Origin of the sequence: Pseudothioclava arenosa (genome assembly GCF_002358085.1) — a bacterium.
GTDB lineage: Bacteria > Pseudomonadota > Alphaproteobacteria > Rhodobacterales > Rhodobacteraceae > Pseudothioclava > Pseudothioclava arenosa.
Map to the genome: position 1 here is coordinate 1 of NZ_NTJD01000003.1, position 25,835 is coordinate 25,835.

A 25,835-nucleotide genomic window follows, 5' to 3' on the forward strand; every position below is an offset into this window, starting at 1 on the left:
GCGCAGCGTTGTAGTCGGACCAGTTCGTCGTGCGATAGCGGGCGGGCTTGGGCTTGCTCATACCACGCGTCTAACTGCATGGATTCGCGATGTGAATCCTTCGCAGCCAGAGTTCTGCAACAATGCCCATCGCTGCCTATCGCAAGATGATCGACGTGTGCCGGGCCTCGGCGCCGAATATCACCGTGATGTGGTCGCCACTCGGTGACGAGGGGATGGAAGAGTATTACCCCGGCGACGATTATGTCGATCTGGTGGGCGTGTCGGTCTTTGGGCTGCAGGCCTGGGATCAGGCGAAGTTCGGCCATGACCGGACCTTCGACGAGATCTTTGGTCCGCGCTACGAGCGCGCCGCCTCGTTCGGCAAGCCGGTCGTGGTGGCCGAGCTCGGCTATGTCGGCAAGGAAGATTACGTCAAGATGTGGGAGAACTCGGTCCGTCAGGAAAAGGCCGAATATCCCAACCTCGTCGGCGTGTCCTACTTCAACTACCCCGAGGTCTATCCGTGGCCGGAAGGCTTCGGGATGCCCGACTGGCGTGTGAAGAACCAGATCCTGAAATGACCAATAAAACTTGGCAAAAATTCGCCGAGTCTGGTCAGCTTCACTAACCTATTGGCCGCGCGCGGAAAAATCTCCGCGCGCGGCCTGATCTTTTCTCGCCCCATTGTTGCCCCAATTCCGCCCCGCTCACGACGCTCTTGACGGGTAGAAAAGTTTTTACCATTCCCGGAGCTAATGAGAGCGCCATGTCTCGTGCGAGAGGAATGGCACCGGATCGTAACTTGAGGCGGAGCGAAATGTCCAAACTCGGAATGATCAAGCACGTGAGCGTGGTGACTCTGGTTGCCGCAGCGATTGCAATCGCCGCCCCGGTGGCGCCGGCCAAGGCTGAGCAGACCGGGGTGATTGCCCTGTCGCCGGTTCGCCTTGCGGCGAAGTCGGTGGCCGGCAAGGGCGAGGCCCGGTTCGACTGGCTCGCCAAGCGTAACACCAAGGCCAAGTCCGACACGCAGCCGGTGCTGGCCTCTGCCACCCCGGTCGGGCATGGCAGCTGGGTGTGCTCGCCGGCCGGTTTCGGCACCAAGTCGCGCTGCTACAAGCGCTGAACCACGATCGTATCGACTGCGAAGGGGCGGGCCGAGGGGCTCGCCCGTTCGCGTTTGGCGCAGCGTCTGGTGGGTGCTGCGTCCGAAGCTCCAAGATTTTGCGACAAAGGGGATTCACAAGCCGAATCACCCATGCTAGCGTTCCCTTAATCAAGGATCTCAAGATCCACAAAAATGAGGCGGGACATACAGGCAATGAAAACGGGCTATCAGGGCACGTTTGTCATTTCATGGGCTCAGACGGAACTCGATGGCGCGGTTGGCGCGCCGGTTGCGGATGTCAGGGTCGGAGCCTGTTGGCGCTGGTGGGGCCAGGCGGTGCGCGTCGACGGCCCCAACGATTACCTGATCTTGCAAAATGCCAAGGGCGAGGCTGCGTTGCGTGCGCGGGCGGCGCGCATGGTGGGGCGGCTGATGGGCATGGCGGTGCAGGGTGGCCAGCCCGACGCCGCGCCCGAGGATGACGCCGCCATTCCCGAACAGAGCTTTTCGGTCACCGACGGGTTTCGGATCTACGTGGTCTCGCTGATCGAGCTGCCGGATGTGGCGGCGCGGCTGCTGATGTTCGTGGGGGCGATCCCGCCGAGCGATTGCGACCTCTGGGTTGTCGATCGCACGCTCGATCCGCGTCCGCGCCAGCTGCGCCTGCCCGAGCCGGGGGTGATCTGTTTCACGCCGGGGACGATGATTGCGACACCCGAGGGGCCGCGCCCGGTCGAGGCGCTGCGTCCGGGCGACCGGGTGGCGACGCGCGATGACGGCCCGCAAGAGGTGCTCTGGATGGGGCAGCGGCGGATGTCGGGGGCGCGGCTGTATACCCTGCAGCATCTGCGCCCGATCCGCATCCGTGCGGGCGCCTTTGGTCTGGACGAGCCCGAGCGCGATCTGCTGGTCTCGCCGCAGCACCGGATGCTGGTGCGCGGACCGGCCGCGCAGGCGTTGTTCAACGACTCCGAAGTGCTGGTGCAGGCCAGCGACCTGATCAACGGGCGCTCGGTCCGGGTCGAGCCGGGCCTGTCCGAGGTGCATTACATCCATCTCTTGCTGGAGCGGCATCAGGTGATCTGGGCGAACGGGCTGGCGACTGAGAGCTTCCACCCCGCCTCGACCGCGCTTGAACTGATCGCCGAGGACCAGCGCGCGGGGCTGCTGCGGATATTGCCCGGGATCGCCGAAGATCCGCTGAGCTATGGCGCCTATGCGCGCCGCGCGCTGAGCGCACCCGAGGCGGCGATCCTGCGCCACGATCTGGCGGCCTGAGGGGCTGTCGCGGGGCAGGGGCGCTGCCCCTCTGGCCTTGCGGCCATTCACCCCGGAGTATTTTTGGCTCGATGAAAGGGGCGGGTGTTGACTCCCGGTTGGTGGGCTGTATAAGCCCGCCATCCCGGGATGCGGCGACGCGGCCCGGGGTATTCATTGGTGTTGGTGGACCCCGCAAGGGGAAACCTGTCGCCCGAAGATGCCTGCGGGGCCCTGTGGCCAAGGTGTCGGGGGAAAGGACAACGCCCTTCGAAACGCTAAGAAGGAGATCAGCCGTGACCAAACGCACGTCTGCCAAGTACAAAATCGACCGCCGCATGGGCGAAAACATCTGGGGCCGCGCCAAGTCGCCGGTGAACCGCCGCGAATATGGCCCGGGCCAGCACGGCCAGCGCCGCAAGGCCAAGCTGTCGGACTTCGGTACCCAGCTGCGCGCCAAGCAGAAGCTGAAAGGCTACTACGGCGACCTGACCGAAAAGCAATTCCGCCGCATCTACGCCGAAGCCGAGCGTGTGAAGGGCGACACCGGTGAAAACCTGATCGGTCTGCTCGAGCGCCGCCTCGACGCGATCGTGTACCGCGCGAAATTCGTGCCGACCGTCTTCGCCGCCCGCCAGTTCGTGAACCACGGCCACGTGACCGTGAACGGCAAGCGCGTGAACATCCCGTCGTACCGCGTCAAGGAAGGCGACGTGATCGCCGTTCGTGACCGCTCGAAGCAGCTCGCCATCGTGCTCGAAGCCGCCCAGTCGGCCGAGCGTGACGTGCCGGACTACCTCGATGTCGACCACTCGAAAATGACCGCGTCCTTCGTGCGCACGCCCTCGCTGTCGGACGTGCCGTACCCGGTCATGATGGAACCGAACCTGGTCGTCGAATTCTACGCGAAGAACTGATCCTTCAGTCTTCGCCGACAGACACGAAAGGCCGCCCGGTTGGGCGGCCTTTTGCGTTGCGGGTGCGGGTGTCAGGAACGGCCGAAATGGCCTTCGTACCAGCGCGCGCCGTCGCGGTTTTTCAGGGCCTCGCCGGGGAACAGGGCGCGGTCGAGATCGCCATTGGCAAGCGCGTCGAAGAAGCTGCGGATGCCCGCGGCGCGGCGCAGGTCGGGGCGAAATCCGCTGTCTTGCTTGAGCAGAATGCGGTCGGCGGCGCGGCGCAGGCCGCGGTCGGTCGCGCGGGTCCAGAGCCCGTCGATTTCGCCGAAATAGAGCTCTGAGAGGGTGAGCTTGCGCTTGAGCGTGTGGCGCAGCACCCGCGGGCTTTCGTGCCATATCCGTTCGAGCGGGGAGATCGCGGCATGAGCGGGGGCGGCGCTGACAAGCGCGAAGCTTGCGCAGATGAGGAAGCGGCGACGGTGCATGGAGGCCTCCGATCGGGACGGGCATGGACCTGCTTGAGTCTCGTTTGGAATGTGGCTCCAAGCGGGCAGTGCGCCGGTTGAAATCGCGCGTTTCGCTAAAGCTTTATCCAATCGCGGGGTGCAACTTGCGCTGGCATTGGCGCGCGGCGCTCGCTAGAAAGCGCGGAGTTGCGAGGAGTGTCTCATGGCCAGTTCGATCAAACCCCAACCCGGCATCATGGAGATCGCTCTCTATCAGGGCGGCCAGGCGCATGTGCCCGGGCGCACGGATGCGATCAAACTGTCGTCGAATGAAAACCCCTTCGGTGCCTCCGACAAGGCGCGCGAGGCGTTTTCGCGCGCGGTGCATTCGCTCCATCGCTATCCGAATACCGATCACGCCAGCCTGCGGCAGGCGATTGGCGATGTGCACGGGCTTGACCCGGCGCGGATCATCTGTGGCGTCGGCTCGGACGAGATCATCCACTTCCTCTGTCAGGCCTATGTCGGCCCGCGCGATGAGGTGGTGTTCACCGAGCACGGGTTCCTGATGTATCGGATCTCGACCTATGCGGCGGGCGGCACGCCGGTTTCGGTGCCCGAGCGCGAGCGCACGACCGATGTCGATGCGATCCTCGCGGCCTGCACGAAAAAGACCAAGCTGGTGTTCATCGCCAACCCGAACAACCCGACCGGCACGATGATCGGCCTGGCCGAGCTGGAGCGTCTGGCCAATGGCCTGCCGAAAGGCGCGCTTCTGGTCGTCGATGGCGCCTATGCCGAATATGTCGAGGGCTATGACGGCGGCGCGGAGCTTGCGACGCGGCTGCCCAACGTGTTCATGACCCGGACCTTCTCCAAGATCTACGGGCTGGGCGGGCTGCGCATCGGCTGGGGCTATGGCGCGCAGGACGTGATCGACGTGCTCAACCGCATTCGCGGGCCGTTCAACCTGTCGACGGCGCAGCTCGAGACCGCCGAGGCGGCCGTGCGCGATCAGGATTACGTCAAGAAATGCCGCGACGAGAACATGCGCCTGCGCGGTATCCTCGCCGAGGCGCTGGCCGAGAAGGGCGTGCCTTCGGACACCTCGACGGCGAATTTCGTGCTGGCGCGCTTCGGCTCGGCCGAAGAGGCCGAGGCCTGCGACGATTACCTGAAATCCGAAGGCATCATCGTGCGCCGCGTCGGCGGCTACAACCTGCCGCATTGCCTGCGCATCACCGTCGGCGATGAACCGTCATGCCGCCGCGTCGCGCATCTGATCGGCGTGTTCAAGGCGGGCGGGGCATGAGCCGGGTCTACAACCGCGTCGCGCTGATCGGGCTGGGGCTGATCGCCTCGTCGATCGCGCATGCGGTGAAGTGGAAGGATCTGGCTGGCGAGGTCGTGGGCCATGCCCGCTCGCGCGAGACGCGCGAGACCGCTCTGGAAATCGGGCTGGTGTCGGAAGTGTTCGAGACCGCCGCCGAAGCCGTGAAGGACGCCGATCTGGTGGTGCTCTGCGTGCCCGTGGGCGCGATGGCCGATGTCGCCGCCGAGGTTGCCCCGCATCTGGCGCCGGGCGCGACCGTGACCGACGTCGGCTCGGTGAAGCAGGCGGTGATCGAGGCCGTTGGCCAGCATCTGCCCGAGGGCGTGCATTTTATTCCGGGCCACCCGCTGGCTGGCACCGAGCATTCGGGGCCGCGCTCGGGCTTTGCGACGCTCTTCGTCAACCGCTGGTGGCTCTTGACCCCGCCCGAGGGCACCGACCCCGAGGCGGTCCAGCGTCTGCGCAGCTTCATCGAGGCGATGGGGGCCAATGTCGACCAGATGGAGGCGGGGCACCATGACCTCGTGCTGGCGGTCACCTCGCACACGCCGCACCTGATCGCCTACACGATGGTAGGCGTGGCCGATCACCTGCGCCGCGTCACCCATGAAGAGGTCATCAAATATTCGGCCTCGGGGTTCCGCGATTTTACCCGCATCGCGGCTTCGGACCCGACGATGTGGCGCGACGTGTTCCTGACCAACAAGGACGCGACGCTCGACATCCTTGGCCGCTTCACCGAAGAGCTTTTTGTGCTACAACGCGCGATCCGGATGGGCGATGGCGATGCGCTGTTTGACTATTTCACGCGCACCCGCGCTATCCGGCGCGGCATCATCGAGGCCGGTCAGGATACCGACGCGCCCGATTTCGGCCGAGGCGCGCCCAAGTCCGACGCCTGATCGCTACCAGAGCCGCGGCGCCGGTCCGAGCGCGAGCGGCCCGAAAAAGATCCCTCCGCTGCGAAACGCCAGAGGCAGCCGCAGCACCCCGTCGGGCGATTGCCGCGCGAGGCTCTCGGCGGCGGCCAGCAGCATCGCCTTGTTCTTTGCGGGCACAAGACCCTGCGCCTCGGCCGTGGCAATCCAGTCGCGCCACTCCGCGCTTTCCAGCACCAGCTTGCCCTGCGGATACCCCGCCGCGTCCGGCGTCAACTCCCCCTGCACCAGCAGGCGTTTCCCGGCCCAATCCAGATAGAGGCGGCGCAGCGAGAGATGCTCGGGGCGGGGCGGGGTCTGGGTTTCGGCGAGGTGACGATCAAGCGGCGCCGTGAGGCTGACCACCGCATCCAGCGTGAGCTGCGCGATCGGGTCGTCGAGCGCGGGGCTGGTCGCATCAAGCAGTTCAAGCCCGATCCGGTAGGCCGGGGCGTCGGGCGTCTCGGGCTGGGCCGGGGCGAGGGCGATTGCGCCGCGGAGTTGCCGGGCCTCGGCGCGCAGGGCGCCCTGGGCCCCGGCCAGCGCGGGCGTCTCGATCACCAGCGTCGCTTCGCTCAGTGGCGCGGCCTCGTTCAGGCCGACCTCGACCGAGGCGCGCATGTCTGTGTTGGTCAAGGTAAAGGCCTGCCCGCCAAGGCGCAGCTCCTGCTCGGGCGGGGCCCAGAAGATCACGCGGTTCGGCTGATAGCTGAGCGCGAGGATCTGCGCGACAGGCGCGCGCCATTCAAAGGCGCCCGCCGGATCGGTCACGCGCGGCGCGTCCAGCGTCAGGTCGAAGCGCGAGGGAAAGCCCGCAAGGCTCAGCCCGCCCGCATCGCCCCAGCCTGCCCGGCGCACCTCGACCAAGGCGGCCTCGGCCCCGCCGCGCAGGGCCTTCGCCCCAAGCGCCCAATACCCGGCGTAAAGCCCCGAAAGGGCCAGGACCACCCAGATCAACCGCCGCATCGCGCGCATCCTTTCCTTCTGCTCGCAGCAGATGTAGGCATCGGGAGGGAAAAGGGGAAGCGCAATGACGGATCGTCTCTGGATCTTCGGCTATGGATCGCTGCTTTGGGACCCGGGTTTCGTGCCCGAGCGCAAGCTGCGCGCGCGGGCACAGGGTTGGCATCGCTCATTCTGCATGCGCTCGGTGGTGCATCGCGGCACGCCCGGAAAGCCCGGGCTGGTGCTGGCGCTGGACCGGGCCGAGGCGGCCAGCTGCTCGGGCGTCGCCTTTGCGGTGCGCCCCGGCGAAGAGGAGACCGTTCTGGCCGATCTGCGCGCGCGCGAGCTGGTTACCGACGCCTATTTCGAGCAGCGCATCGCGCTTGAGGCCGAGGATGGCGCGGCGCTTGAGGCGGTCACCTATGTGATCGACCGCAGCCATGCGCAATATTGCAACCTCTCGCTCGAAGAGCAGGCGCAGGTGATCGCGCGGGCCTCGGGCGGGCGCGGACCGAACCGCGATTACCTGTTCAACACCGCCGCGCATCTGGCCGAGATGGGGGTCTGCGATGCCGATCTCGACTGGCTGGTGCAACGTGTGCGTGCGTTGACGGTTTAAGCCTTGGCAAAGGCGCGGGCGCGCGCCTATCCTCGCCCCCGGGCAGCCAAGCAAGAGGGCCGGAATGCGTAGCAAGGCCGAGCGGTTCGAGACACATTTTTCCCAGCCGGTGCGCCAGATCACGCTGATGCTGATTGCGCTGGGGCTGGTGGGCGCGGGGGGCTGGTTCGCCTATGCCCGCATCTTCCCGATCTTTCTGGCGAATCCCTGGCTGAACGGGTTTATCCTGACGGTGTTCTTTGTCGGTTTGCTGGCCTGCTTCTGGCAGGTGGTGCAGCTGGTCAAGGCGGTCAGTTGGATCGAGGGGTTTGCCGCCGATCGACCGGGGCGCCCGCAGCACCTGCCGCCCTCGATCCTCGCGCCCTTGGTGGCGCTTTTGGGCGGGCATGAAGGCGGGCGGCGCCAGATCGCGGCGACCTCGGCGCGTTCGATCCTCGAATCTGTGGCGACCCGCATCGACGAGGCGCGCGACATCACGCGCTATGTCACCAACCTGCTGATTTTCCTTGGTCTTCTGGGCACGTTCTACGGGCTGGCGACGACTGTTCCGGCCGTGGTCGAGACGATCCGCGCGCTCGCCCCGCAAGAGGGCGAAAGCGGTTTGCAGGTTTTTGACAAGCTGATGAGCGGGCTTGAGGCGCAGTTGGGCGGCATGGGCACGGCGTTTTCCTCGTCGCTTCTGGGCCTTGCCGGGTCGCTTGTCGTGGGGCTCCTTGAGCTTTTCGTGACCCATGGCCAGAACCGCTTTTATCGCGAGCTTGAAGAATGGATTTCCTCGATCACCCGGCTCAGCTTTACCGGCGCCGAGGGTGAGGGCGAGCAGTCGATGGTGGCGGGCATCCTCGACCACATGGCCGAGCAGATGTCGATGCTGCGCGACCTTTTCGCTGAAACCGAGGCCGGGCGCATCGCCACCGACGAGCGACTGAACCGGCTGGCCGACGGGGTCGTCGCGCTGTCCGATCATCTGGGTTCCGAGATCAAGGCGCGTTCGGCGCAGGCGGCCGCGTTGCAGCGCATGGCCGAGGGGCAGGCGCGGCTGACCGCAGCGCTTGAGGCCAATGCCGCGCGCATGGCCGAGGCGGGCGATGAGTTCGATATTCAGGCCGAAATGCGGATGCGGTTGCGCTCGATCGACACGCAGATGCTGCGGATGCTTGAGGAGCTGACGGCGGGGCGGCAGGAAAGCCTGGCCGAGTTGCATAACGATTTCGCGGCCCTCACCCGTGCGGTGCTGACGCGCAACGCGCAGGAGCGCTGAGATGGCGCTGGCACGCCGCAACGGCCAGCGTTTCGCCTCGACGGTCTGGCCGGGTTTTGTCGATGCGATGACGGCGCTGTTGCTGGTGCTGATGTTCGTGCTGACGATCTTCATGGTCGTGCAGACCGTGCTGCGCGACACGCTGAGCACCAAGGAGCACGAGCTCTCCGCGCTTTCGGCGCAGGTGGCGGAGCTGGCAGGCGCGCTGTCTCTGCGCGTGGCCGAGGTCGATGCGCTGAATTCCGATCTGGCCGAGGCGCGCGACAAGGCCGAGGTGCAGCGCCAGCTGATTGCCTCGCTGACCGGGCAGCTGGAAAGCCGCGAGGCCGAGCTGGATGCTGCGGGCCAGAAAATCACCGCCTTCGAGGCGCAGGTGGCCGCGCTCTTGTCGCAGCAGGAGGCCGACCGGGCCGAGATTTCCGAATTGCGCCTTGATGTGGCCGATATGGAGGAGCTGCGCGCCAAGCTGAGGGCCTCGGGCGATGAGCTGGCGGCGATGACGCTGGCGCTGGAGGCGGCGCGGCAGCGGGCCGAGGAGACGCTGACGCTTCTGGCTGCGGCGGAGGCTGCCAAGCAGGATCTGAGCACGCAGTTGGCCGAACAATTGAGCGCGGCCGAGCGCGAGGCGGCACTGAAGGCCACGGCGCAGAAGGCGCTGGCCGATCAGACCGAGATGTCCGACGAGAATGCGCGCAAGGTCGCGCTTTTGAACGAGCAGATCGCCGCGCTGCGCACGCAGCTCGCCGAGTTGCAGGGCGTTCTGGATGCGGCGGCGGCGCGTGACGCCGAAGCCAAGGTGCAGGTCGAGGCGTTGGGATCGCAGCTGAACGCGGCGCTGGCGCAGGTGGCGGCGGAACAGAAACGGCGCGCCGAGGCCGAGACCGCGCGGGCCGAGATGGAGGCCGTGCGCGCCAAGGAGCTGGAGCGTTATCGCTCGGAGTTCTTCGGGCGATTGTCCCAGATCCTGGCGGGGCGCGAGGGCGTTCAGGTGGTGGGGGACCGGTTCGTGTTTTCGTCCGAGGTTCTGTTTGCCTCGGGCTCGGCGGACCTGTCGGACGGGGGGCGCGCCCAGATCGCCCGCGTGACCACGCTGCTGCAGGATCTCGCCGCCGAGATCCCGCCCGAAATCGACTGGATCATCCGGGTTGATGGCCACACCGATGATCAGCCGCTGTTGGGCTCGGCGCAGTTCCGCGATAACTGGGAGTTGAGCCAGGCCCGCGCGCTGTCGGTCGTGCGCTACATGACGAACGATCTGGGCTTTCCGCCGCAGCGGCTGGCGGCGGCGGGGTTTGGCGAGTTCCGCCCGATCGTCGCGGGCGACAGTGCCGAGGCGCGCGCGCAGAACCGGCGGATCGAGTTGAAGCTGACGGAACGCTGAGGGGCGCTGCCCCTCTGGCCTGCGGCCATTCACCCCGGAGTATTTTGGGGCTTGATGAAAGCAGGCGGGGGAGACGGGGACATGAAAAAGCCGCGCGCGAAGGGGGGGCGCGCGGCTTTGTTGTCTTGCCGTCAATCAGTCTGCAGGCAGAAGCCGGGGTTTCGAGCCGGAGAGGCGGCGGGCCTGCGGTTCTTCGACCTCAAGCACGATCTTGCCATCGGCGACCGAGACCTTGACGACGCCGCCCTTGGTGAGCTTGCCGAACAGCAGCTCTTCCGCGAGCGGTTTCTTGATGTGCTCCTGAATGACCCGACCGAGGGGGCGAGCGCCCATCTTGTCGTCATAGCCCTTTTCGGCCAGCCAGTTGGCGGCCTCGGGGGTGAGCTCGATATGGACGTTGCGGTCGATCAGCTGGGCTTCGAGCTGGAGGACGAACTTGTCGACCACCTGCAAGATCACCTCGCGCGGCAGCGGCGCAAAGCTCACCACGGCATCGAGGCGGTTGCGGAACTCGGGGGTGAAGGTGCGCTCGATCGCGGCGGTGTCTTCGCCCTCGCGGCGGTCGCGACCAAAGCCGAAGGCGGCCTTGGCCTGTTCCGACGCGCCCGCGTTCGAGGTCATGATCAGGATCACGTTGCGGAAATCGACGGTGCGGCCGTTGTGGTCGGTCAGGCGGCCGTTATCCATCACCTGCAGGAGGATGTTGAACACGTCCGGGTGCGCCTTTTCGATCTCGTCGAGCAGCAGCACGCAATGCGGGTTCTGGTCGACGCCATCGGTCAGGAGCCCGCCCTGGTCGAAGCCGACATAGCCGGGCGGGGCACCGATCAGGCGGCTGACCGAGTGTTTCTCCATGTATTCCGACATGTCGAAGCGCATCAGTTCGACGCCCAGCGTGTTGGCGAGCTGCTTGGCGACCTCGGTCTTGCCAACGCCGGTGGGGCCGGCGAACAGATAGTTGCCGATCGGTTTTTCCGGCTCGCGCAGGCCCGCGCGGGCCAGCTTGATCGCCGAGGCCAGCTGTTCGATCGCCTCGTTCTGGCCGAAGACAACGCGCTTGAGCGATTTCTCCAGATCGCGCAGCACTTCGGCATCGTCTTTCGAGACGTTTTTCGGCGGAATGCGGGCGATTTTGGCCACGACGGCCTCGATTTCCTTGGCGCCGATGGTCTTGCGCCGCTTGCTTTCGGTCAACAGGTGCTGCGCCGCACCGGCCTCGTCGATCACGTCGATCGCCTTGTCGGGCAGCTTGCGGTCGTGGATGTAGCGCGCCGACAGCTCCACCGCCGATTTGATCGCGTCATTGGTGTAGCGGATGTCGTGATGCTCTTCGAAATAGGGTTTGAGCCCCATCAGGATTTTGATCGAGTCGCCCACCGAAGGCTCGTTCACGTTGATCTTCTGGAACCGGCGGGACAGTGCGCGGTCCTTTTCGAAATGCTGGCGGAATTCCTTGTAGGTGGTCGAGCCCATGCAGCGCAGCTTGCCGCCCTGCAGCGCGGGTTTCAGCAGGTTCGAGGCATCCATCGCCCCGCCCGAGGTGGCGCCGGCGCCGATCACGGTGTGGATCTCGTCGATGAAGAGGATCGCGTCGGGGTGATCCTCCAGCTCCTTGACGACGGCCTTCAGCCGCTCCTCGAAATCGCCGCGATAGCGGGTGCCTGCCAGAAGCGCGCCCATGTCGAGCGAGAAGATCGTGGTTTTCGACAGGATCTCGGGGGTCTCACCGCGGGTAATTTTCAGCGCGAGGCCTTCCGCGATGGCGGTCTTGCCGACGCCCGGGTCGCCCACCAGAAGCGGGTTGTTCTTGCGCCGACGGCAGAGCACCTGCACGCAGCGCTCAACCTCTTCCTCGCGGCCAATCAGCGGGTCGATATCGCCCTTTTGCGATTTCTCGTTGAGGTTCACGCAGTATTTCGACAGCGCCGATTCCTTGGCCTCGCCCGGCGGCGCCTCGGCGGCGGCCTTGGCCTCTTCGTCGGCGCCGGTGATGGGCCGGTTCTCGCCAAAGGCCGGGTCCTTGGCCACGCCATGCGCGATGAAATTCACCGCGTCATAGCGCGTCATATCCTGTTCCTGCAGGAAGAAGGCCGCATTCGATTCGCGTTCGGCGAAGATCGCGACCAGCACATTCGCGCCGGTCACCTCGGAGCGGCCCGAGCTCTGCACATGGATCGCCGCGCGCTGGATCACGCGCTGGAAGGCCGCGGTCGGCACCGCCTCGGAGCCTTCGACCTCGGTGATCAGCGTCGAGAGGTCTTCTTCGATGAATTCGGTCAGGGTCTGGCGCAACTCGTCAAGATCGACGCCACAGGCCCGCATCACGCGGCTTGCATCGGGCTCGTCGATCAGCGCGAGCAAAAGATGTTCAAGCGTTGCCAGCTCGTGACGGCGCTGGTTCGCCAGCGCCAGCGCACCGTGAATGGCTTGTTCGAGCGAGGTCGAAAACGAAGGCATGTGGTGCTCCTTTCCAGTAGGGCCAGCGGGGCGTCTCCCATGAGCCGATCCTGACCGCATATAATTAAACTTCGGTGGAAAGCGGCGCGCTTCAAGCCCTTTTTGATGATTTTTTGCGCGCATTCGCGTGATGCCTGAAAACTAGCCATGCCGGCTGTTCGGTGGCATCCGGGCTGCTCAGCCGTTGTTTTCGGGCTCTGAGGGCGCAGTTTTTGCTTGTTTTGAGGCTTCGGAGGCGGTTTCCGGGGGCTCGGACAGGCGGGTTTCGGCCTCTTGGGGTGCCGGGGAGGGAGGCTCGTCCTCGGCTTTTGTCACGCGCGCGGCCTCGTCCTCGGTCGGGGCGAGACTGCGACTGAGCAAAAAAGTGACAATATCCGAGCGCGCAATGACGCCGACAAGGCGGCCACGCTCGGTCACGGGCACGATCCGGGTTTCGCTGTGCGAGAGTCGTTCCAGCACCGCGCGCAGCGGCAGGTCGGGCGCGACGGGGGACGCGCCGGTGTCCATCAGGGTGCGCGCCTCGGCCTCGGCGGGGGGCGCGAGGCGGCGGAACGGGCGGCGCAGCCGCTCGATATCGGCCACCAGCCGCAGCATCAGCCGGTCCTGATCGAGAATGCCCAGATATAGCCCCTCGCTGTCGCAAACCGGCATCGCATGCAGGCCGAGGGGCGCCATCTTGCGCAGGATCTCGGTCATCGGGGTTTCCGGGGCCAGGGTGATCGGCGCGCGTGTCATCACCTCTGAAACTGGCGTGCCCGCCAGCAGCGCATCGGCTGCGCGGGCCTCGGCAGCGTCCAGCAGGCGTGCAAGATCGGCGGGCGCGATATTGGCGGATTGGTTGAATTCAAGAAGCAAGGATTCAAGGTCGCCCTGCGTGAGCCCGCGGCGTCCACCCGCGCGCCCTGTGTCGCGTCCGCGCGAGGCCGGGCGCGCAGGGTAGGTCGAGCCGAACAGGTTGTTCCAGAGGATGGCGAAGACCACGAGGCCGAATGTGATCACACCGACCGGAAAGATCGCGAATCCCAGTCCCAACGGATGATCGCCCTCGAATTCCAGCACGGCGAGCAGCGCCAGCCCGGCGGCGGGCGGATGCAGCGCGCGCAGGGCCATCATGGCGATGATGGCCCCGGCAACGGCCAACCCGTCGGCCCAGGGCGGTGGCACCCAGGCCAGCACCGCCACAGGCACCGCTGCCGAGACCATCATGCCGACCAGGGCAGACCAGGGCTGAGCCAGCGGCGAATTCGGCAGAACGAACAGCAGAACCGCCGTCGAGGCAAAGCTGGACACGAGGTAGACCTGAGCCTCGAGCGAGCGGGGCTGTGCCGCGACGATCAGGGTGACGATCAGGATACCAAGCCCCGCGCCGACGGCCGCGCGCAGAATGTCGGGCCAGCGCCGGCGCCCCATGGCCGGACCGAAGCGGCCGATCTGGCGGCCAAGCTTGGGCGGAAGGAGACGGGGCAGGGGCATCGCGGGATCGCCGGGCAAATAAAGAGTGCCCCTTTCTGGCAAGCGTGGGGCCTGCGTGCAAGCCTGCGCGCCTAGAAGTTGTCCTTGCGGCGGCGGGCCTCGGTGAAGGTGTCGAGGGCCGAGGCCGAGGGCGGCAGGTCGAGGGCCGCGCGCAGGCCCGGATCGGAGCCGCGCAGGAACGGGTTGGTGGCTTTTTCCACCGAGAGTGCCACCGGCACCGTGGGCCGTCCGGCAGCTCGCATCGCGCGGACCTCGTCCATGCGCTTGAGCAGCGCGGGGTTGTCAGGCTCAAGGCTGAGGGCGAAACGCCCGTTCGCTTCGGTATATTCATGGCCCGAACAGACCAGCGTGGTGTCGGGCAGCTCGGCAAAGCGCGAGAGCGTGGCGAACATCTGCGCGGGACTGCCCTCGAACAGGCGCCCGCAGCCCCAGCTCATCAGGCTGTCGCCCGAGAACAGCAGCCCCGCCTCGGGGAAGTGATAGGTGACATGGCCGAGCGTATGGCCCGAGGCGTCCAGCACCTCGACCTGCTCCATCCCGATCGGGAGGATCTCGCCGGGGTGGGTTTCATGCGACAGGAGCGGCAGTCGGTGCGCGTCGGCCGCAGCGCCGATCACCCGCGCGCCGGTTGCCGCCTCGAGCATCGGCACGCCGTCGATATGGTCGCCGTGGTGATGGGTGATCAGGATATAGGTCGCCTTCCAGCCCCGCTCGATCAGGGCGCTGAGCACGGGGCCCGCCTCGGGAACGTCGATCACCGTTGTGGTGTCGGTCGCCGCGTCATGCAGGACATAGGCGTAGTTATCCGTGAGGCAGGGGATGACAAGTAGTTCAACGGGCATGGAGTTTTCCGTCCTGTCAGCTATTCTGCACGCAGCTTCGCCCAAGGAGAGCCGACGCGCAATGCATCTGGATGTGTTGGACCTGCGCAATTTTTACTACCGCACCCAGTTAGGGCGTGCGGCGCAGCGGGCAATACGTGACCGGGTGACGCAGCTTTGGCCCGCGACGCCCTCCGAGATGGCGGGGCAGACGGTGGTTGGCTTCGGTTTCGCGGTGCCGCTGCTGCGCCCCTACCTGCCGCATGCGCGCCGCGTGATCGGGTTGATGCCGGCGCAGCAGGGCGTGATGCCCTGGCCTGCCGGGATGCCCAATGTTTCAGTGCTCTGCGAAGAGTCGAGCTGGCCGATCGAGACCGGGCTGGTGGATCGTCTGGTGGTGATGCACGGGCTCGAAACCTCGGATAATTCTGAGGCGCTGATGGAGGAATGCTGGCGCGCTCTTGGGCCTGGAGGGCGGGCGCTCTTTATCGTGCCGAACCGCGCAGGCCTCTGGGCGCCGCGCGAATCCACCCCCTTCGGTTTCGGTCGGCCCTACACGCTTGGGCAACTCGACCAGCAGGCGCGCCGCGCGGGTTTCGTGCCCGAGCGCCATGCCTCGGCGCTCTACATCCCGCCCTCGCAGCGCCGCTTCTGGCTACGCTCGGCCCAGTTCTGGGAGCGCATGGGAGGGCGGATTTCGGGGCTTTTGGCGGCGGGCGTGGTGATGCTCGAGGTCTCCAAGCAGGTCCACACGCCACGCCACGGCGGACTGGGGGCGGCGGTGCGCAAACCGCTGTCGATCCTCGAAGGTGCGGGGCGCCCGGTTTCCGATCCGATCTGACGGATTGGTCAGGTGAATCAACCGATTCCGGTGGTATCCGCGACGGGCTGTCGCAGGGGCCGAAAGGGACCGTTTCGACCGTTAGCGCCTCAACTTTTCGGGTGGTTTGGACGTTGCGGCACTATGGGAGGTAAAATGCGTGTCTTTCCCTCACATTCACGTGCGCAAGAAGGTTGCGAGGTGGGGATTGCTCTGCTACACGCAGCCCCGATATGCGGTGCAAAGTGAAACGGCTTTGCGCCGGGGGAGACCTCTGAACGGATAGTTTCATTCGGGATGAGGCCAATACATCGGAAGGGTGGACGTGTCCGAACCAGCTTCGATTTCCGCAGCCATCGCCGGGCGTTATGCCACGGCAATTTTTGAACTCGCACGTGAAGGCAAAGCCCTCGCTGCGCTGGAAAAGGACGTCGACGCTCTGGTCGCCGCGCTGGGCGAGTCGCCCGAACTGCGCGACCTGATTTCGTCGCCGCTCTATTCCCGCGAAGACCAGGGTAAGGCGATTGGCGCCGTTGTCGCGAAGATGGGGCTGTCGGCCTCGCTCGCGAACGGTCTGTCGCTGATGGCGCAAAAGCGCCGTCTCTTCGCGCTGCCGCAACTTCTCAAGGCCCTGGCTGACGCCATCGCCGAGGAGAAAGGCGAAGTGACGGCTGACGTCACCTCCGCCTCGGCGCTCTCGCAAGAGCAGGCCGACAAGCTCGCCGCCGCTCTCGCGAAACAGTCGGGCAAATCCGTCAAACTCAATATCGCCGTTGATGAAGACCTCATCGGCGGCATGATCGTCAAGCTGGGTTCGCGCATGATCGACACGTCGGTCAAGTCGAAGCTCGCTTCCCTCAGAAACGCCATGAAAGAGGTTGGATAATGGGCATCCAAGCAGCTGAGATCTCTGCGATCCTCAAGGAGCAGATCAAGAACTTCGGGCAGGACGCCCAAGTGGCCGAAATCGGCCGCGTGCTGTCGGTTGGCGACGGTATCGCGCGCGTCCACGGGCTGGATAACATCCAGGCCGGCGAAATGGTGGAATTCCCCGGTGGTATCCGTGGGATGGCACTGAACCTTGAAGTCGACAACGTCGGTATCGTTATCTTCGGTTCCGACCGCGACATCAAAGAAGGTGACACCGTCAAGCGCACCAACGCCATCGTGGACGTTCCGGTTGGCGAAGGCCTGCTGGGTCGCGTTGTCGACGGCCTCGGCAACCCGCTGGACGGCAAAGGCCCGATCGCGGCCACCGAGCGTCGCGTCGCCGACGTGAAAGCCCCGGGCATCATTCCGCGGAAATCGGTTCACGAACCGATGGCGACCGGCCTCAAGTCGGTTGACGCCATGATCCCCGTCGGCCGTGGCCAGCGCGAGCTGATCATCGGCGACCGTCAGACCGGCAAGACCGCGATCGCGCTCGACACCATTCTGAACCAGAAGGTCTACAACGACGCGAACCCGGAAAAAGCGCTCCACTGCTTCTACGTCGCCGTCGGCCAGAAGCGCTCGACCGTGGCGCAGCTGGTGAAGAAGCTCGAAGAAGCCGGCGCGATGGAATACACCACCGTCATCGCCGCGACCGCTTCGGACCCGGCTCCGATGCAGTTCCTCGCGCCCTACTCGGCGACCGCGATGGCGGAATACTTCCGCGACTCGGGCCGCCATGCGCTGATCATCTATGATGACCTGTCGAAACAGGCCGTGGCCTATCGTCAGATGTCGCTCCTGCTGCGCCGCCCGCCGGGCCGCGAAGCCTACCCGGGCGACGTTTTCTACCTGCACTCGCGCCTGCTGGAGCGTTCGGCGAAGCTGAACGAAGACTTCGGCGCTGGCTCGCTGACCGCTCTGCCGGTCATCGAAACCCAGGGCGGCGACGTGTCGGCCTTCATTCCGACCAACGTGATCTCGATCACCGACGGTCAGATCTTCCTTGAAACCGAACTGTTCTACCAGGGTATCCGCCCGGCCGTTAACACCGGTCTGTCGGTGTCGCGCGTGGGTTCGTCGGCCCAGACCAACTCGATGAAGTCGGTCGCCGGTCCGGTGAAACTGGAACTCGCTCAGTACCGCGAGATGGCCGCCTTCGCGCAGTTCGGTTCGGACCTCGACGCCGCGACGCAGAAACTGCTGAACCGCGGTGCGCGCCTGACCGAGCTGATGAAGCAGCCGCAGTACTCGCCGCTGACCAACGCGGAAATCGTGGCTGTCATCTTCGCCGGCACCAACGGCTTCCTCGATCGCGTTGCGGTCAAGGACGTCGGTCGCTGGGAAAAAGGCCTGCTCAACCACCTGCGGACCAACCGCAAGGACATTCTTGAGTGGCTGACCAACGACGATCCGAAGATCAAAGGCGCCGACGCGGACAAGCTGAAAGCCGCGATCGAAGAGTTCGCCAAGACCTTCGCTTGAGCCGCCTGAAAGGACAGGGACATGCCCAGCCTTAAGGACCTAAAAAACCGGATCACGAGTGTTAAAAACACTCGCAAGATCACGAAGGCGATGCAGATGGTCGCGGCGGCTAAACTCCGTCGCGCCCAGGAAGCCGCCGAAAGCGCCCGGCCCTTCGCCGAGCGCATGACGGCCGTCATGTCGGGGCTCGCAGCCTCGGTGGGCGGCTCCGATAGCGCGCCCCGGCTTCTGGCCGGGACGGGCTCGGATCAGACCCACCTCTTGGTGGTGATGACCGGCGAGCGTGGTCTGTGCGGCGGGTTCAACGCGAACATCGCCAAGCTGGCCCGCGTGAAGGCGAACGAACTGCTGGCCAAAGGCAAGACGGTGAAGATCCTCACCGTCGGCAAAAAGGGCCGCGACGCGCTGCGTCGTGACCTAGGGCAGTATTTCATCGCCCATGTCGATCTCTCGGAGGTCAAGAAGCTCGGATACAACAACGCGCAGGATATCGCGCGCGACATCCTCGGCCGTTTCGAAGCGGGCGAATTCGATGTGGCGACGATCTTCTACTCGGTGTTCGAGAGCGTGATCTCTCAGGTTCCGACCGCGAAACAGATCATTCCGGCTGCGTTCGAGCAGGCTGACGGGGCTGGCGCCTCGGCGGTCTACGACTACGAACCCAGCGAGGAAGAGATCCTGGCGGACCTGCTTCCCCGTGGTGTCGCGACTCAGCTCTTTGCCGCGCTTCTGGAAAACAACGCGTCCTTCAACGGCGCCCAGATGTCGGCCATGGACAACGCGACCCGCAACGCGGGCGAGATGATCGACAAGCTGACGATCGAGTTCAACCGCTCGCGTCAAGCCGTGATCACCAACGAGCTCATCGAAATCATTTCGGGCGCCGAGGCGCTCTGACGGAATCGGAGAAACGAAAATGGCAAGCAAAGGCAAAGTGACCCAGGTCATCGGCGCCGTCGTGGACGTCCAGTTCGAAGGCGGCCTCCCGGCGATTCTCAACGCGCTTACCACCACCAACAACGGCAAGACGCTGGTCCTTGAAGTGGCTCAGCACCTTGGCGAAAACACTGTCCGCACCATCGCGATGGACGCGTCCGAAGGCCTCGTGCGCGGCGCTGAAGTGGTCGACACCGGCGCCCCGATCTCGGTGCCGGTCGGCAACGCGACGCTGGGCCGCATCCTGAACGTCATCGGCGAGCCGGTGGACGAAAAGGGCCCGGTCAACGCGACCGAGCACCGCGCCATCCACCAGCCGGCCCCGGATTTCGCCGAGCAGTCGACTGCTTCGGAAATCCTCGCGACCGGGATCAAGGTCATCGACCTTCTCGCCCCCTACTCGAAGGGCGGTAAGATCGGCCTGTTCGGCGGCGCTGGCGTGGGCAAGACCGTTCTGATCATGGAACTGATCAACAACATCGCCAAAGTGCACTCGGGCTTCTCGGTGTTCGCGGGTGTTGGTGAACGGACCCGTGAAGGCAACGACCTTTACCACGAGATGATCGAATCGGGCGTTATCGTTCCGGACGATCTGGAAAAATCGAAAGTGGCGCTGGTCTACGGCCAGATGAACGAACCGCCGGGCGCGCGTATGCGTGTGGCTCTGTCGGGTCTGACGCTCGCCGAACAGTTCCGCGACCAGTCGGGCACGGACGTTCTGTTCTTCGTCGACAACATCTTCCGCTTCACCCAGGCGGGTTCGGAAGTGTCGGCGCTTCTCGGCCGTATTCCTTCGGCCGTGGGCTACCAGCCGACGCTGGCGACCGACATGGGCGCTCTGCAGGAACGCATCACCTCGACCAAAGCTGGCTCGATCACCTCGGTGCAGGCCATCTACGTTCCGGCCGACGACCTTACCGACCCGGCGCCGGCTACCTCGTTCGCCCACCTCGACGCCACGACCGTGCTGTCGCGTGCGATCTCGGAACTCGGCATCTACCCGGCGGTTGACCCGCTCGACTCGACCTCGCGGATCCTCGATCCGGCCGTCGTCGGCGAAGAGCACTACCAGGTCGCCCGTGATGTGCAGGGTATCCTCCAGCGCTACAAGTCGCTGCAGGACATCATCGCCATCCTCGGCATGGACGAACTCTCGGAAGACGACAAGCTGACCGTGGCGCGTGCTCGTAAGATCCAGCGCTTCCTGTCGCAGCCCTTCGACGTGGCGAAAGTCTTCACCGGTTCGGACGGCGTTCAGGTTCCGCTGGAAGACACGATCCGCTCGTTCAAGGCGGTTGTGGCCGGCGAATACGACCACCTGCCGGAAGCTGCCTTCTACATGGTTGGCGGCATCGACGAGGTGATCGCGAAAGCCGAGAAACTCGCCGCTGCGGCGTAAGGAGGCTGACCAATGGCCGATACGATGCAATTCGATCTCGTCTCGCCTGAACGGAAGCTCGCTTCCGCGCAGGTGACCGAGGTCCGGGTTCCGGGCGCCGATGGCGACCTGACCGTGATGGCGGGCCATGCGCCCCTCATCGCAACGCTGCGGCCGGGCATCCTCGTCGTCGTCGGGCCGAACGGCACCGAAGACTACGCCGTGACCGGCGGTTTCGTTCAGGTCGAGGCTTCGGGCGTCACCGTGCTCGCCGAGCGCGGCCTGCCGAAAGCCGAGATGACCGCCGAAATCCACGCCGAGATGGTGGCCGCGGCCAAGAAGGTCGTCGAAGAGGCCCACCCGTCCGTCGTGGACGCGGCTGCGAAGATGCTCGCCGATATGGAAGCCCTTGGCACCCATATGAGCCTCTGAGCGAAAGCACAGAAACATGAAGGCCCCGGGTCACTCCCGGGGCTTTTTCTTTGCGGTGTCGCAGGGTAATCTTGCCGCGATAGGGCAGGAATTTTTTCATGATGAAGATGAGCTACGGCAGTGTCGGTGTCGCGCGCGGCTCCATGGTGCTGTTTTCCGATTTTCAGGATGGTGGCGCGATGTGGACGGGCGAAGGCCCGCGCGAGATGCGCAAGACGGTGACATTTCCGGAGGCCTTCGTTGCGCCGCCGGTGGTGCAGGTTTCGCTGTCGATGTGGGACATCGACCAGAAGCACAATCCGCGGATGGATATTTCTGCCGCTGCGGTGACCGAGACGGGCTGCGAGATCGTCTTCAAGACCTGGGGCGATACGCGGGTGGCGCGGGTGCGCGCGGACTGGCTGGCGATCGGCCCCTGCGCGCATGAGGACAACTGGGACGTCTGAGGTGGGGCAGGGGGCGCTGCCCCCTCTTGGCTTGCGCCAATTCACCCCCGGAGTATTTCCGGCTCGATGAAAGGGGCGGCTTGCGCCCATGAAAAAGGGCGCCCCAAGAGGCGCCCTTTCCTGTGTCTGCGGGGGCAGATTACATCATGCCGCCCATGCCGCCCATGTCGGGCATGCCGCCGGCCGGAGCCTTGGGCTCGGGCTTCTCGGCGATCATGCATTCGGTGGTGATCAGCAGGCCCGCCACCGAAGCCGCGTCTTCGAGCGCGGTGCGGGTGACTTTCGCCGGGTCGATCACGCCGAACTTGAACATGTCGCCATATTCTTCGGTCTGGGCATTGAAGCCGAAGGCCAGATCCGACGATTCACGGACCTTGCCAGCAACGACCGCGCCATCGACGCCAGCGTTTTCGGCGATCTGACGCATCGGAGCTTCGAGCGCGCGGCGCACGATGGCGATGCCCGCTTCCTGATCCGAGTTCTCGCCTTTCAGCTCGGCCAGAACCTTGCCGGCCTGGACGAGGGCGACGCCGCCGCCCACAACGATGCCTTCCTGAACGGCCGCACGGGTCGCGTTCAGCGCGTCGTCAACGCGGTCCTTGCGCTCTTTCACTTCAACCTCGGTCATGCCGCCGACGCGGATGACGGCCACACCGCCGGCGAGTTTCGCTACGCGTTCCTGCAGCTTTTCACGGTCGTAGTCCGAGGTGGTTTCCTCGATCTGGGTGCGGATCTGGGCGACGCGCGCTTCGATCTCGGCCTTGTCGCCGGCACCGTCCACGATGGTGGTGTTCTCTTTCGAGATGGTGACTTTCTTGGCGCGGCCGAGCATGTCCATGCCGACGTTTTCCAGCTTCATGCCGAGGTCTTCCGAGATCACCTGGCCGCCGGTCAGGATTGCGATGTCCTGCAGCATGGCCTTGCGGCGATCACCGAAGCCCGGTGCCTTGACGGCGGCGATCTTCAGGCCGCCACGCAGCTTGTTGACCACGAGGGTGGCCAGCGCTTCGCCTTCCACGTCCTCGGCGATGATCAGCAGCGGTTTTTGCGACTGGATCACGGCTTCGAGCAGCGGGACCATCGGCTGCAGCGACGAGAGTTTCTTCTCGTGGAGCAGGATCAGGCAGTCTTCGAGATCCGCGATCATCTTGTCGGGGTTGGTCACGAAGTAGGGCGAGAGGTAGCCGCGGTCGAACTGCATGCCTTCGACGACTTCAACCTCGGTTTCCATGCCCTTGTTTTCTTCGACGGTGATCACGCCTTCGTTGCCGACGCGCTGCATCGCCTCGGCGATCTGCTGGCCGATCGAGGCTTCGCCGTTGGCCGAGATGGTGCCGACCTGGGCGACTTCCTCGGTGCCGCTGACCGGGCGGGCGGCGGATTTGATCGCCTCGACCACTTTCGTGGTGGCGAGGTCGATGCCGCGCTTGAGGTCCATCGGGTTCATGCCCGCGGCCACGGCTTTCATGCCTTCGCGCACGATGGCCTGAGCCAGCACGGTGGCGGTGGTGGTGCCGTCGCCGGCTTCGTCATTGGTGCGCGAGGCGACTTCTTTCACCATCTGCGCGCCCATGTTTTCGAACTTGTCCGAAAGTTCGACTTCCTTGGCGACCGACACACCGTCCTTGGTGATGCGCGGGGCGCCGAAGGATTTTTCGATGACCACGTTGCGGCCTTTCGGGCCGAGCGTGACTTTCACGGCGTCGGCGAGAATGTTGACGCCCTTGAGCATACGGTCGCGGGCATCGGTCGAGAACTTGACGTCCTTGGCTGCCATTCTTTTGGCTCCTTCAAATGTCGTTTGAGAACAGTGGGTTCTCGTGAATTACGAGATGATGCCCATGATGTCGGATTCTTTCATGATGAGGAGTTCCTCACCTTCGAGCGTGACTTCGGTGCCCGACCATTTGCCGAACAGCACGCGGTCGCCCGCCTTGACGGCCGGCGCGATCAGCTCGCCCGAGTCCTTGCGCGCGCCTTCACCAACGGCGATCACTTCGCCTTCGGCCGGTTTTTCCTTGGCGCTGTCCGGGATGATCAGCCCGCCCTTGGTTTTCTCGTCCGATTGAACGCGCTTGACCAGAACGCGGTCGTGAAGCGGTTTGAATGCCATCTGGGGTCTCCCTCAGGTTCCAGGTTGAATGCTTTTAGCACTCGCGCTTGGTGAGTGCTAACGACCCGGAGGTAGTGACTGCCCCGGCACGAGTCAACACTGCCACCCGGAAATTTTCGTGAAATTTTTCCTCGGTCTGGCGGGGCCGGTTTACCGCGGCGGTGCGGCATGACACTGTGGCGGGACTTGACTGGAGGCGCCCTGTGAAATCCTTTGTTTTGTCCGCATTTCTTGCCACTTTCCTGATCCCGGCCTTCGCTGCGACGCCGCATGCGGCATGCCTGGGCGAGGATCTTCTGGCAGGGTTTGCGCCGGAGCGCGTGGCCGCAATCGAGGATGCGGCGGCGGTGGGCCCGTATCCCGAGGGGCGGCTGTTCCGGGCGACGCGCGCGGGGGCCGAGGTGACGCTGGTCGGCACCTTGCACCTGCCCGATCCGCGCTTTGCCCCGCTCGAAGAGCGGCTCGCGCCGATCCTCGCCGGGGCCAGCGCGCTTCTGGTCGAGGCGGGGCCCGACGAGGAGGCGCAGCTCAAGGCGCGGATGGGCCAGCCCGGCAGCCCGATGTTCTCAACCGGCCCGACCCTGCCCGAGCGCCTGCCCGAGGTGGAATGGATGCATCTGGCGGCCGAGCTGACCGCGCGCGGCATCCCGCCTTTCCTTGGCGCCAAGATGGAGCCGTGGTTTCTCTCGACGATGCTGGCGGTTTCGCCGTGTCAGTTGCAGGAGCTGAACCGGGGCGAGGAAGGGCTGGACGCGCGGCTGATCGCATCGGCCGAGGCGCAGGGCATCGCGGTGCGCGCGCTGGAGCCCTGGGACACGATCTTCCGTCTCTTCGGCGAGATGACTGATGAGGAAGAGATCACCGGGCTGCGGGTTGCGCTGTTGCAGGCGGGGCAGGCCGATGACATGACCTACACCCTGACCGAGCTGTATTTCCAGGGCCGGATCCGGCTGATCTGGGAGATCGGGGCGGAACTGGCGCGGGAGCTTGCGCCCGAGGTCGGGCTGAGCGCCGCAGAGGTCGATGCGCAGCTGGCCGAGGCCGACGAGTTGTTGCTGGTCGGGCGCAACCGGGACTGGATCGACCCGATCGAGGCGGCGGCGACCGAGGGGCCGGTGCTGGTCGCTGTCGGCGCGCTGCATCTGGTGGGGCGCGACGGGGTTCTGGCGATGCTGGAGGCGCGCGGCTGGGCGATCTCTCGCCTCGACTAGAAAAACCCTGTTTCTGCTTGCGCAAACGCGGGTGACAAGCCCGCCTGCCTCGCCTATAAGCGCGGCGAAATCCGCAATTTTCCGAGGGTAACATGACCACCAAGGTTTTCGGCCACAAGGCCCCCGATACCGATTCCACCGGCTCGCCGATCATCTGGGCCTGGTATCTGAACGACGTTCAGGGCGTGCCCGCCGCGCCGGTGCTGCTGGGCGAGCCCAACACCGAGGCCGCCTTCGTGCTCAAGCACTGGGATCTGGAAAAACCCGAGATCATCTCGGGCGTGGCCGAGGGCGAGAAAGTCGTCATCGTTGACACCAACAACCCGGCGGAACTTCCCGAGGGCATCAACAAGGCCGATATCACCGCGATCATCGACCACCACAAGCTGGTCGGCGGCCTGGAAACCAAGGGCCCGATCGACATCACCATCCGTCCGCTCGCCTGCACCGCGACGATCATGTACGACCTGATCGGCGCCGACATCGCCAAGGCTCCGCGCGGGATCAAGGGCGCGATGCTGTCGTGCATCCTCTCGGACACGCTGGAATTCCGTTCGCCGACCACCACCGCGCATGACAAGGAAGTCTGCGAGGCGCTGGCCGCCGACCTCGGCGTCTCGATCAACGAGCTGGCCACCGCGATGTTCGAAGCCAAGTCGGACGTGTCGTCCTTCTCGGATGCGGAACTGCTGCGCATGGACTCCAAGGAATACAACGTCGACGGCACCGAGCTGCGCGTTTCGGTTCTGGAAACCACCGCGCCCAAGCTGATCCTTGACCGCAAGGACAGCCTGATGGCCTCGATGGAAGGCGTCGCGAAAGAGGATGGCGCCGATCAGGTGCTCCTGTTCGTGGTCGACATCCTGAACGAGGAAGCCACGCTGCTGGTCCCGAACGATCTGGTGAAGAAGATCGCCGAGGCCTCGTTCGGCTGCACCGTTTCGGGCGACACCGTCGTTCTGCCGGGCGTCATGAGCCGCAAGAAACAGATCATTCCGGCGCTGAAGGTCTGATCCTTCCGCATCGCGAAATCGGATCGGGGCGGGGGAAACCTCCGCCCCTTTTCTTTGGCGCGTGCCCGGTCGCGGGGCTTTGCCTTTGCCGGGGCGCGTGTCATACAGCCTGCATGAAATCATGGGATGCGGCTGCAAGACCCGCCGCGTTTTCAAAACTTTGAGGCCCCGC

General features: G+C 65.1%; 25 protein-coding genes. 18 read left to right on the forward strand and 7 right to left on the reverse strand.

The window, feature by feature from the left end; genetic code table 11:
* Positions 1-122 precede the first annotated feature (122 nt).
* From CLN94_RS04220 to rpsD, 4 genes are all read left to right on the forward strand, one after another.
* Positions 123-563: a glycosyl hydrolase gene (locus CLN94_RS04220; RefSeq protein ID WP_096431505.1), complete on the forward strand. Its 441-nt coding sequence runs from the start codon at positions 123-125 to the stop codon at positions 561-563.
* Between the two features lie 236 nt (positions 564-799).
* Positions 800-1,108 carry a hypothetical protein gene (locus CLN94_RS04225; RefSeq protein WP_143598876.1) on the forward strand — a complete coding sequence of 103 codons (309 nt, stop codon included), beginning with the start codon at positions 800-802 and terminating at the stop codon, positions 1,106-1,108.
* A 195-nt stretch (positions 1,109-1,303) separates the two neighbouring features.
* Entirely contained in the window at positions 1,304-2,368 is a 1,065-nt protein-coding gene (locus tag CLN94_RS04230) for a Hint domain-containing protein (RefSeq protein WP_096431509.1), read from the forward strand.
* A 275-nt stretch (positions 2,369-2,643) separates the two neighbouring features.
* Positions 2,644-3,264 (forward strand): 30S ribosomal protein S4, encoded by a 621-nt coding sequence (rpsD, locus tag CLN94_RS04235; protein WP_096431511.1) that lies wholly within the window; start codon positions 2,644-2,646, stop codon positions 3,262-3,264.
* 71 nt (positions 3,265-3,335) lie between these two features.
* On the opposite strand, the gene CLN94_RS04240 is transcribed toward rpsD, so the two are convergent.
* Complete coding sequence (locus CLN94_RS04240) at positions 3,336-3,731, reverse strand: hypothetical protein (protein WP_096431513.1); 396 nt, start codon at positions 3,729-3,731, stop codon at positions 3,336-3,338.
* Positions 3,732-3,915: 184 nt separating this feature from the next.
* Here CLN94_RS04240 and hisC point away from each other — a divergent pair, with 184 nt between their 5' ends.
* Together hisC and CLN94_RS04250 are read left to right on the forward strand one after the other, a co-directional pair.
* The gene (hisC, locus tag CLN94_RS04245) at positions 3,916-5,004 is read left to right on the forward strand and encodes a histidinol-phosphate transaminase (protein ID WP_096431515.1); all 1,089 of its coding nucleotides are present in this window, start codon (positions 3,916-3,918) and stop codon (positions 5,002-5,004) included.
* Complete coding sequence (locus CLN94_RS04250; RefSeq protein WP_096431517.1) at positions 5,001-5,927, forward strand: prephenate/arogenate dehydrogenase family protein; 927 nt, start codon at positions 5,001-5,003, stop codon at positions 5,925-5,927. The genes hisC and CLN94_RS04250 overlap by 4 nt, the downstream gene beginning before the upstream one ends.
* 3 nt (positions 5,928-5,930) lie before the next feature.
* Here the strand turns inward: CLN94_RS04250 and CLN94_RS04255 are convergent, their stop codons facing one another.
* Positions 5,931-6,908 carry a DUF2125 domain-containing protein gene (locus CLN94_RS04255; RefSeq protein ID WP_179300227.1) on the reverse strand — a complete coding sequence of 326 codons (978 nt, stop codon included), beginning with the start codon at positions 6,906-6,908 and terminating at the stop codon, positions 5,931-5,933.
* 64 nt (positions 6,909-6,972) lie between these two features.
* Here CLN94_RS04255 and CLN94_RS04260 point away from each other — a divergent pair, with 64 nt between their 5' ends.
* From CLN94_RS04260 to CLN94_RS04270, 3 genes are all read left to right on the forward strand, one after another.
* Positions 6,973-7,506: a gamma-glutamylcyclotransferase gene (locus CLN94_RS04260; protein WP_096431521.1), complete on the forward strand. Its 534-nt coding sequence runs from the start codon at positions 6,973-6,975 to the stop codon at positions 7,504-7,506.
* A gap of 64 nt (positions 7,507-7,570) precedes the next feature.
* Complete coding sequence (locus CLN94_RS04265; protein WP_096431523.1) at positions 7,571-8,767, forward strand: biopolymer transporter ExbB; 1,197 nt, start codon at positions 7,571-7,573, stop codon at positions 8,765-8,767.
* Between the two features lies 1 nt (position 8,768).
* On the forward strand, positions 8,769-10,148 hold the full coding sequence (locus CLN94_RS04270; protein WP_096431525.1) for a peptidoglycan -binding protein: 1,380 nt from the start codon (positions 8,769-8,771) through the stop codon (positions 10,146-10,148).
* Between the two features lie 135 nt (positions 10,149-10,283).
* Here CLN94_RS04270 and clpA read toward each other — a convergent pair whose 3' ends face one another.
* From clpA to gloB, 3 genes are all read right to left on the reverse strand, one after another.
* The gene (gene clpA, locus CLN94_RS04275) at positions 10,284-12,605 is read right to left on the reverse strand and encodes an ATP-dependent Clp protease ATP-binding subunit ClpA (protein WP_096431527.1); all 2,322 of its coding nucleotides are present in this window, start codon (positions 12,603-12,605) and stop codon (positions 10,284-10,286) included.
* A 177-nt stretch (positions 12,606-12,782) separates the two neighbouring features.
* Positions 12,783-14,078 carry an HPP family protein gene (locus CLN94_RS04280; protein WP_096431529.1) on the reverse strand — a complete coding sequence of 432 codons (1,296 nt, stop codon included), beginning with the start codon at positions 14,076-14,078 and terminating at the stop codon, positions 12,783-12,785.
* Between the two features lie 71 nt (positions 14,079-14,149).
* Complete coding sequence (gloB, locus tag CLN94_RS04285; RefSeq protein WP_096431531.1) at positions 14,150-14,920, reverse strand: hydroxyacylglutathione hydrolase; 771 nt, start codon at positions 14,918-14,920, stop codon at positions 14,150-14,152.
* Positions 14,921-14,981: 61 nt separating this feature from the next.
* On the opposite strand from gloB, the gene CLN94_RS04290 reads away from it, so the two are divergent.
* The 7 genes from CLN94_RS04290 (at position 14,982) to CLN94_RS04320 (ending at position 21,326) form a co-directional block, all read left to right on the forward strand.
* Complete coding sequence (locus tag CLN94_RS04290; protein WP_096431533.1) at positions 14,982-15,740, forward strand: class I SAM-dependent methyltransferase; 759 nt, start codon at positions 14,982-14,984, stop codon at positions 15,738-15,740.
* 304 nt (positions 15,741-16,044) lie between these two features.
* The gene (locus CLN94_RS04295; protein WP_096431535.1) at positions 16,045-16,605 is read left to right on the forward strand and encodes a F0F1 ATP synthase subunit delta; all 561 of its coding nucleotides are present in this window, start codon (positions 16,045-16,047) and stop codon (positions 16,603-16,605) included.
* Positions 16,605-18,134: a F0F1 ATP synthase subunit alpha gene (atpA, locus tag CLN94_RS04300; RefSeq protein WP_096431537.1), complete on the forward strand. Its 1,530-nt coding sequence runs from the start codon at positions 16,605-16,607 to the stop codon at positions 18,132-18,134. Before CLN94_RS04295 ends, atpA begins: the two co-directional genes overlap by 1 nt.
* A 21-nt stretch (positions 18,135-18,155) precedes the next feature.
* Positions 18,156-19,031 carry a F0F1 ATP synthase subunit gamma gene (locus CLN94_RS04305; RefSeq protein ID WP_096431539.1) on the forward strand — a complete coding sequence of 292 codons (876 nt, stop codon included), beginning with the start codon at positions 18,156-18,158 and terminating at the stop codon, positions 19,029-19,031.
* 19 nt (positions 19,032-19,050) lie between these two features.
* Positions 19,051-20,469 (forward strand): F0F1 ATP synthase subunit beta, encoded by a 1,419-nt coding sequence (gene atpD / locus CLN94_RS04310; RefSeq protein WP_096431541.1) that lies wholly within the window; start codon positions 19,051-19,053, stop codon positions 20,467-20,469.
* Positions 20,470-20,481: 12 nt separating this feature from the next.
* Complete coding sequence (locus CLN94_RS04315) at positions 20,482-20,880, forward strand: F0F1 ATP synthase subunit epsilon (protein WP_096431543.1); 399 nt, start codon at positions 20,482-20,484, stop codon at positions 20,878-20,880.
* Between the two features lie 98 nt (positions 20,881-20,978).
* Positions 20,979-21,326 carry an H-type lectin domain-containing protein gene (locus CLN94_RS04320; RefSeq protein WP_096431545.1) on the forward strand — a complete coding sequence of 116 codons (348 nt, stop codon included), beginning with the start codon at positions 20,979-20,981 and terminating at the stop codon, positions 21,324-21,326.
* Positions 21,327-21,465: 139 nt separating this feature from the next.
* On the opposite strand, the gene groL is transcribed toward CLN94_RS04320, so the two are convergent.
* A complete protein-coding gene (gene groL, locus CLN94_RS04325) occupies positions 21,466-23,103 on the reverse strand; it encodes a chaperonin GroEL (RefSeq protein ID WP_096431547.1) in 1,638 nt (545 codons plus the stop codon).
* 48 nt (positions 23,104-23,151) lie between these two features.
* A complete protein-coding gene (groES, locus tag CLN94_RS04330) occupies positions 23,152-23,439 on the reverse strand; it encodes a co-chaperone GroES (RefSeq protein WP_096431549.1) in 288 nt (95 codons plus the stop codon).
* Between the two features lie 203 nt (positions 23,440-23,642).
* On the opposite strand from groES, the gene CLN94_RS04335 reads away from it, so the two are divergent.
* A complete protein-coding gene (locus CLN94_RS04335; RefSeq protein WP_245845092.1) occupies positions 23,643-24,650 on the forward strand; it encodes a TraB/GumN family protein in 1,008 nt (335 codons plus the stop codon).
* 92 nt (positions 24,651-24,742) lie between these two features.
* Complete coding sequence (locus CLN94_RS04340) at positions 24,743-25,663, forward strand: manganese-dependent inorganic pyrophosphatase (RefSeq protein WP_096431553.1); 921 nt, start codon at positions 24,743-24,745, stop codon at positions 25,661-25,663.
* The last annotated feature ends 172 nt before the right edge of the window (positions 25,664-25,835 follow it).

Coding starts and splice junctions, on each gene's coding strand:
- CLN94_RS04220 (WP_096431505.1), top strand. CDS start 123: ATGCCCATCGCTGCCTATCGCAAGATGATCGACGTGTGCCGGGCCTCG.
- CLN94_RS04225 (WP_143598876.1), top strand. CDS start 800: ATGTCCAAACTCGGAATGATCAAGCACGTGAGCGTGGTGACTCTGGTT.
- CLN94_RS04230 (WP_096431509.1), top strand. CDS start 1,304: ATGAAAACGGGCTATCAGGGCACGTTTGTCATTTCATGGGCTCAGACG.
- CLN94_RS04240 (WP_096431513.1), bottom strand. CDS start 3,731: ATGCACCGTCGCCGCTTCCTCATCTGCGCAAGCTTCGCGCTTGTCAGC.
- hisC (WP_096431515.1), top strand. CDS start 3,916: ATGGCCAGTTCGATCAAACCCCAACCCGGCATCATGGAGATCGCTCTC.
- CLN94_RS04250 (WP_096431517.1), top strand. CDS start 5,001: ATGAGCCGGGTCTACAACCGCGTCGCGCTGATCGGGCTGGGGCTGATC.
- CLN94_RS04255 (WP_179300227.1), bottom strand. CDS start 6,908: ATGCGGCGGTTGATCTGGGTGGTCCTGGCCCTTTCGGGGCTTTACGCC.
- CLN94_RS04260 (WP_096431521.1), top strand. CDS start 6,973: ATGACGGATCGTCTCTGGATCTTCGGCTATGGATCGCTGCTTTGGGAC.
- CLN94_RS04265 (WP_096431523.1), top strand. CDS start 7,571: ATGCGTAGCAAGGCCGAGCGGTTCGAGACACATTTTTCCCAGCCGGTG.
- CLN94_RS04270 (WP_096431525.1), top strand. CDS start 8,769: ATGGCGCTGGCACGCCGCAACGGCCAGCGTTTCGCCTCGACGGTCTGG.
- clpA (WP_096431527.1), bottom strand. CDS start 12,605: ATGCCTTCGTTTTCGACCTCGCTCGAACAAGCCATTCACGGTGCGCTG.
- CLN94_RS04280 (WP_096431529.1), bottom strand. CDS start 14,078: ATGCCCCTGCCCCGTCTCCTTCCGCCCAAGCTTGGCCGCCAGATCGGC.
- gloB (WP_096431531.1), bottom strand. CDS start 14,920: ATGCCCGTTGAACTACTTGTCATCCCCTGCCTCACGGATAACTACGCC.
- CLN94_RS04290 (WP_096431533.1), top strand. CDS start 14,982: ATGCATCTGGATGTGTTGGACCTGCGCAATTTTTACTACCGCACCCAG.
- atpA (WP_096431537.1), top strand. CDS start 16,605: ATGGGCATCCAAGCAGCTGAGATCTCTGCGATCCTCAAGGAGCAGATC.
- CLN94_RS04305 (WP_096431539.1), top strand. CDS start 18,156: ATGCCCAGCCTTAAGGACCTAAAAAACCGGATCACGAGTGTTAAAAAC.
- atpD (WP_096431541.1), top strand. CDS start 19,051: ATGGCAAGCAAAGGCAAAGTGACCCAGGTCATCGGCGCCGTCGTGGAC.
- CLN94_RS04315 (WP_096431543.1), top strand. CDS start 20,482: ATGGCCGATACGATGCAATTCGATCTCGTCTCGCCTGAACGGAAGCTC.
- CLN94_RS04320 (WP_096431545.1), top strand. CDS start 20,979: ATGATGAAGATGAGCTACGGCAGTGTCGGTGTCGCGCGCGGCTCCATG.
- groL (WP_096431547.1), bottom strand. CDS start 23,103: ATGGCAGCCAAGGACGTCAAGTTCTCGACCGATGCCCGCGACCGTATG.
- groES (WP_096431549.1), bottom strand. CDS start 23,439: ATGGCATTCAAACCGCTTCACGACCGCGTTCTGGTCAAGCGCGTTCAA.
- CLN94_RS04340 (WP_096431553.1), top strand. CDS start 24,743: ATGACCACCAAGGTTTTCGGCCACAAGGCCCCCGATACCGATTCCACC.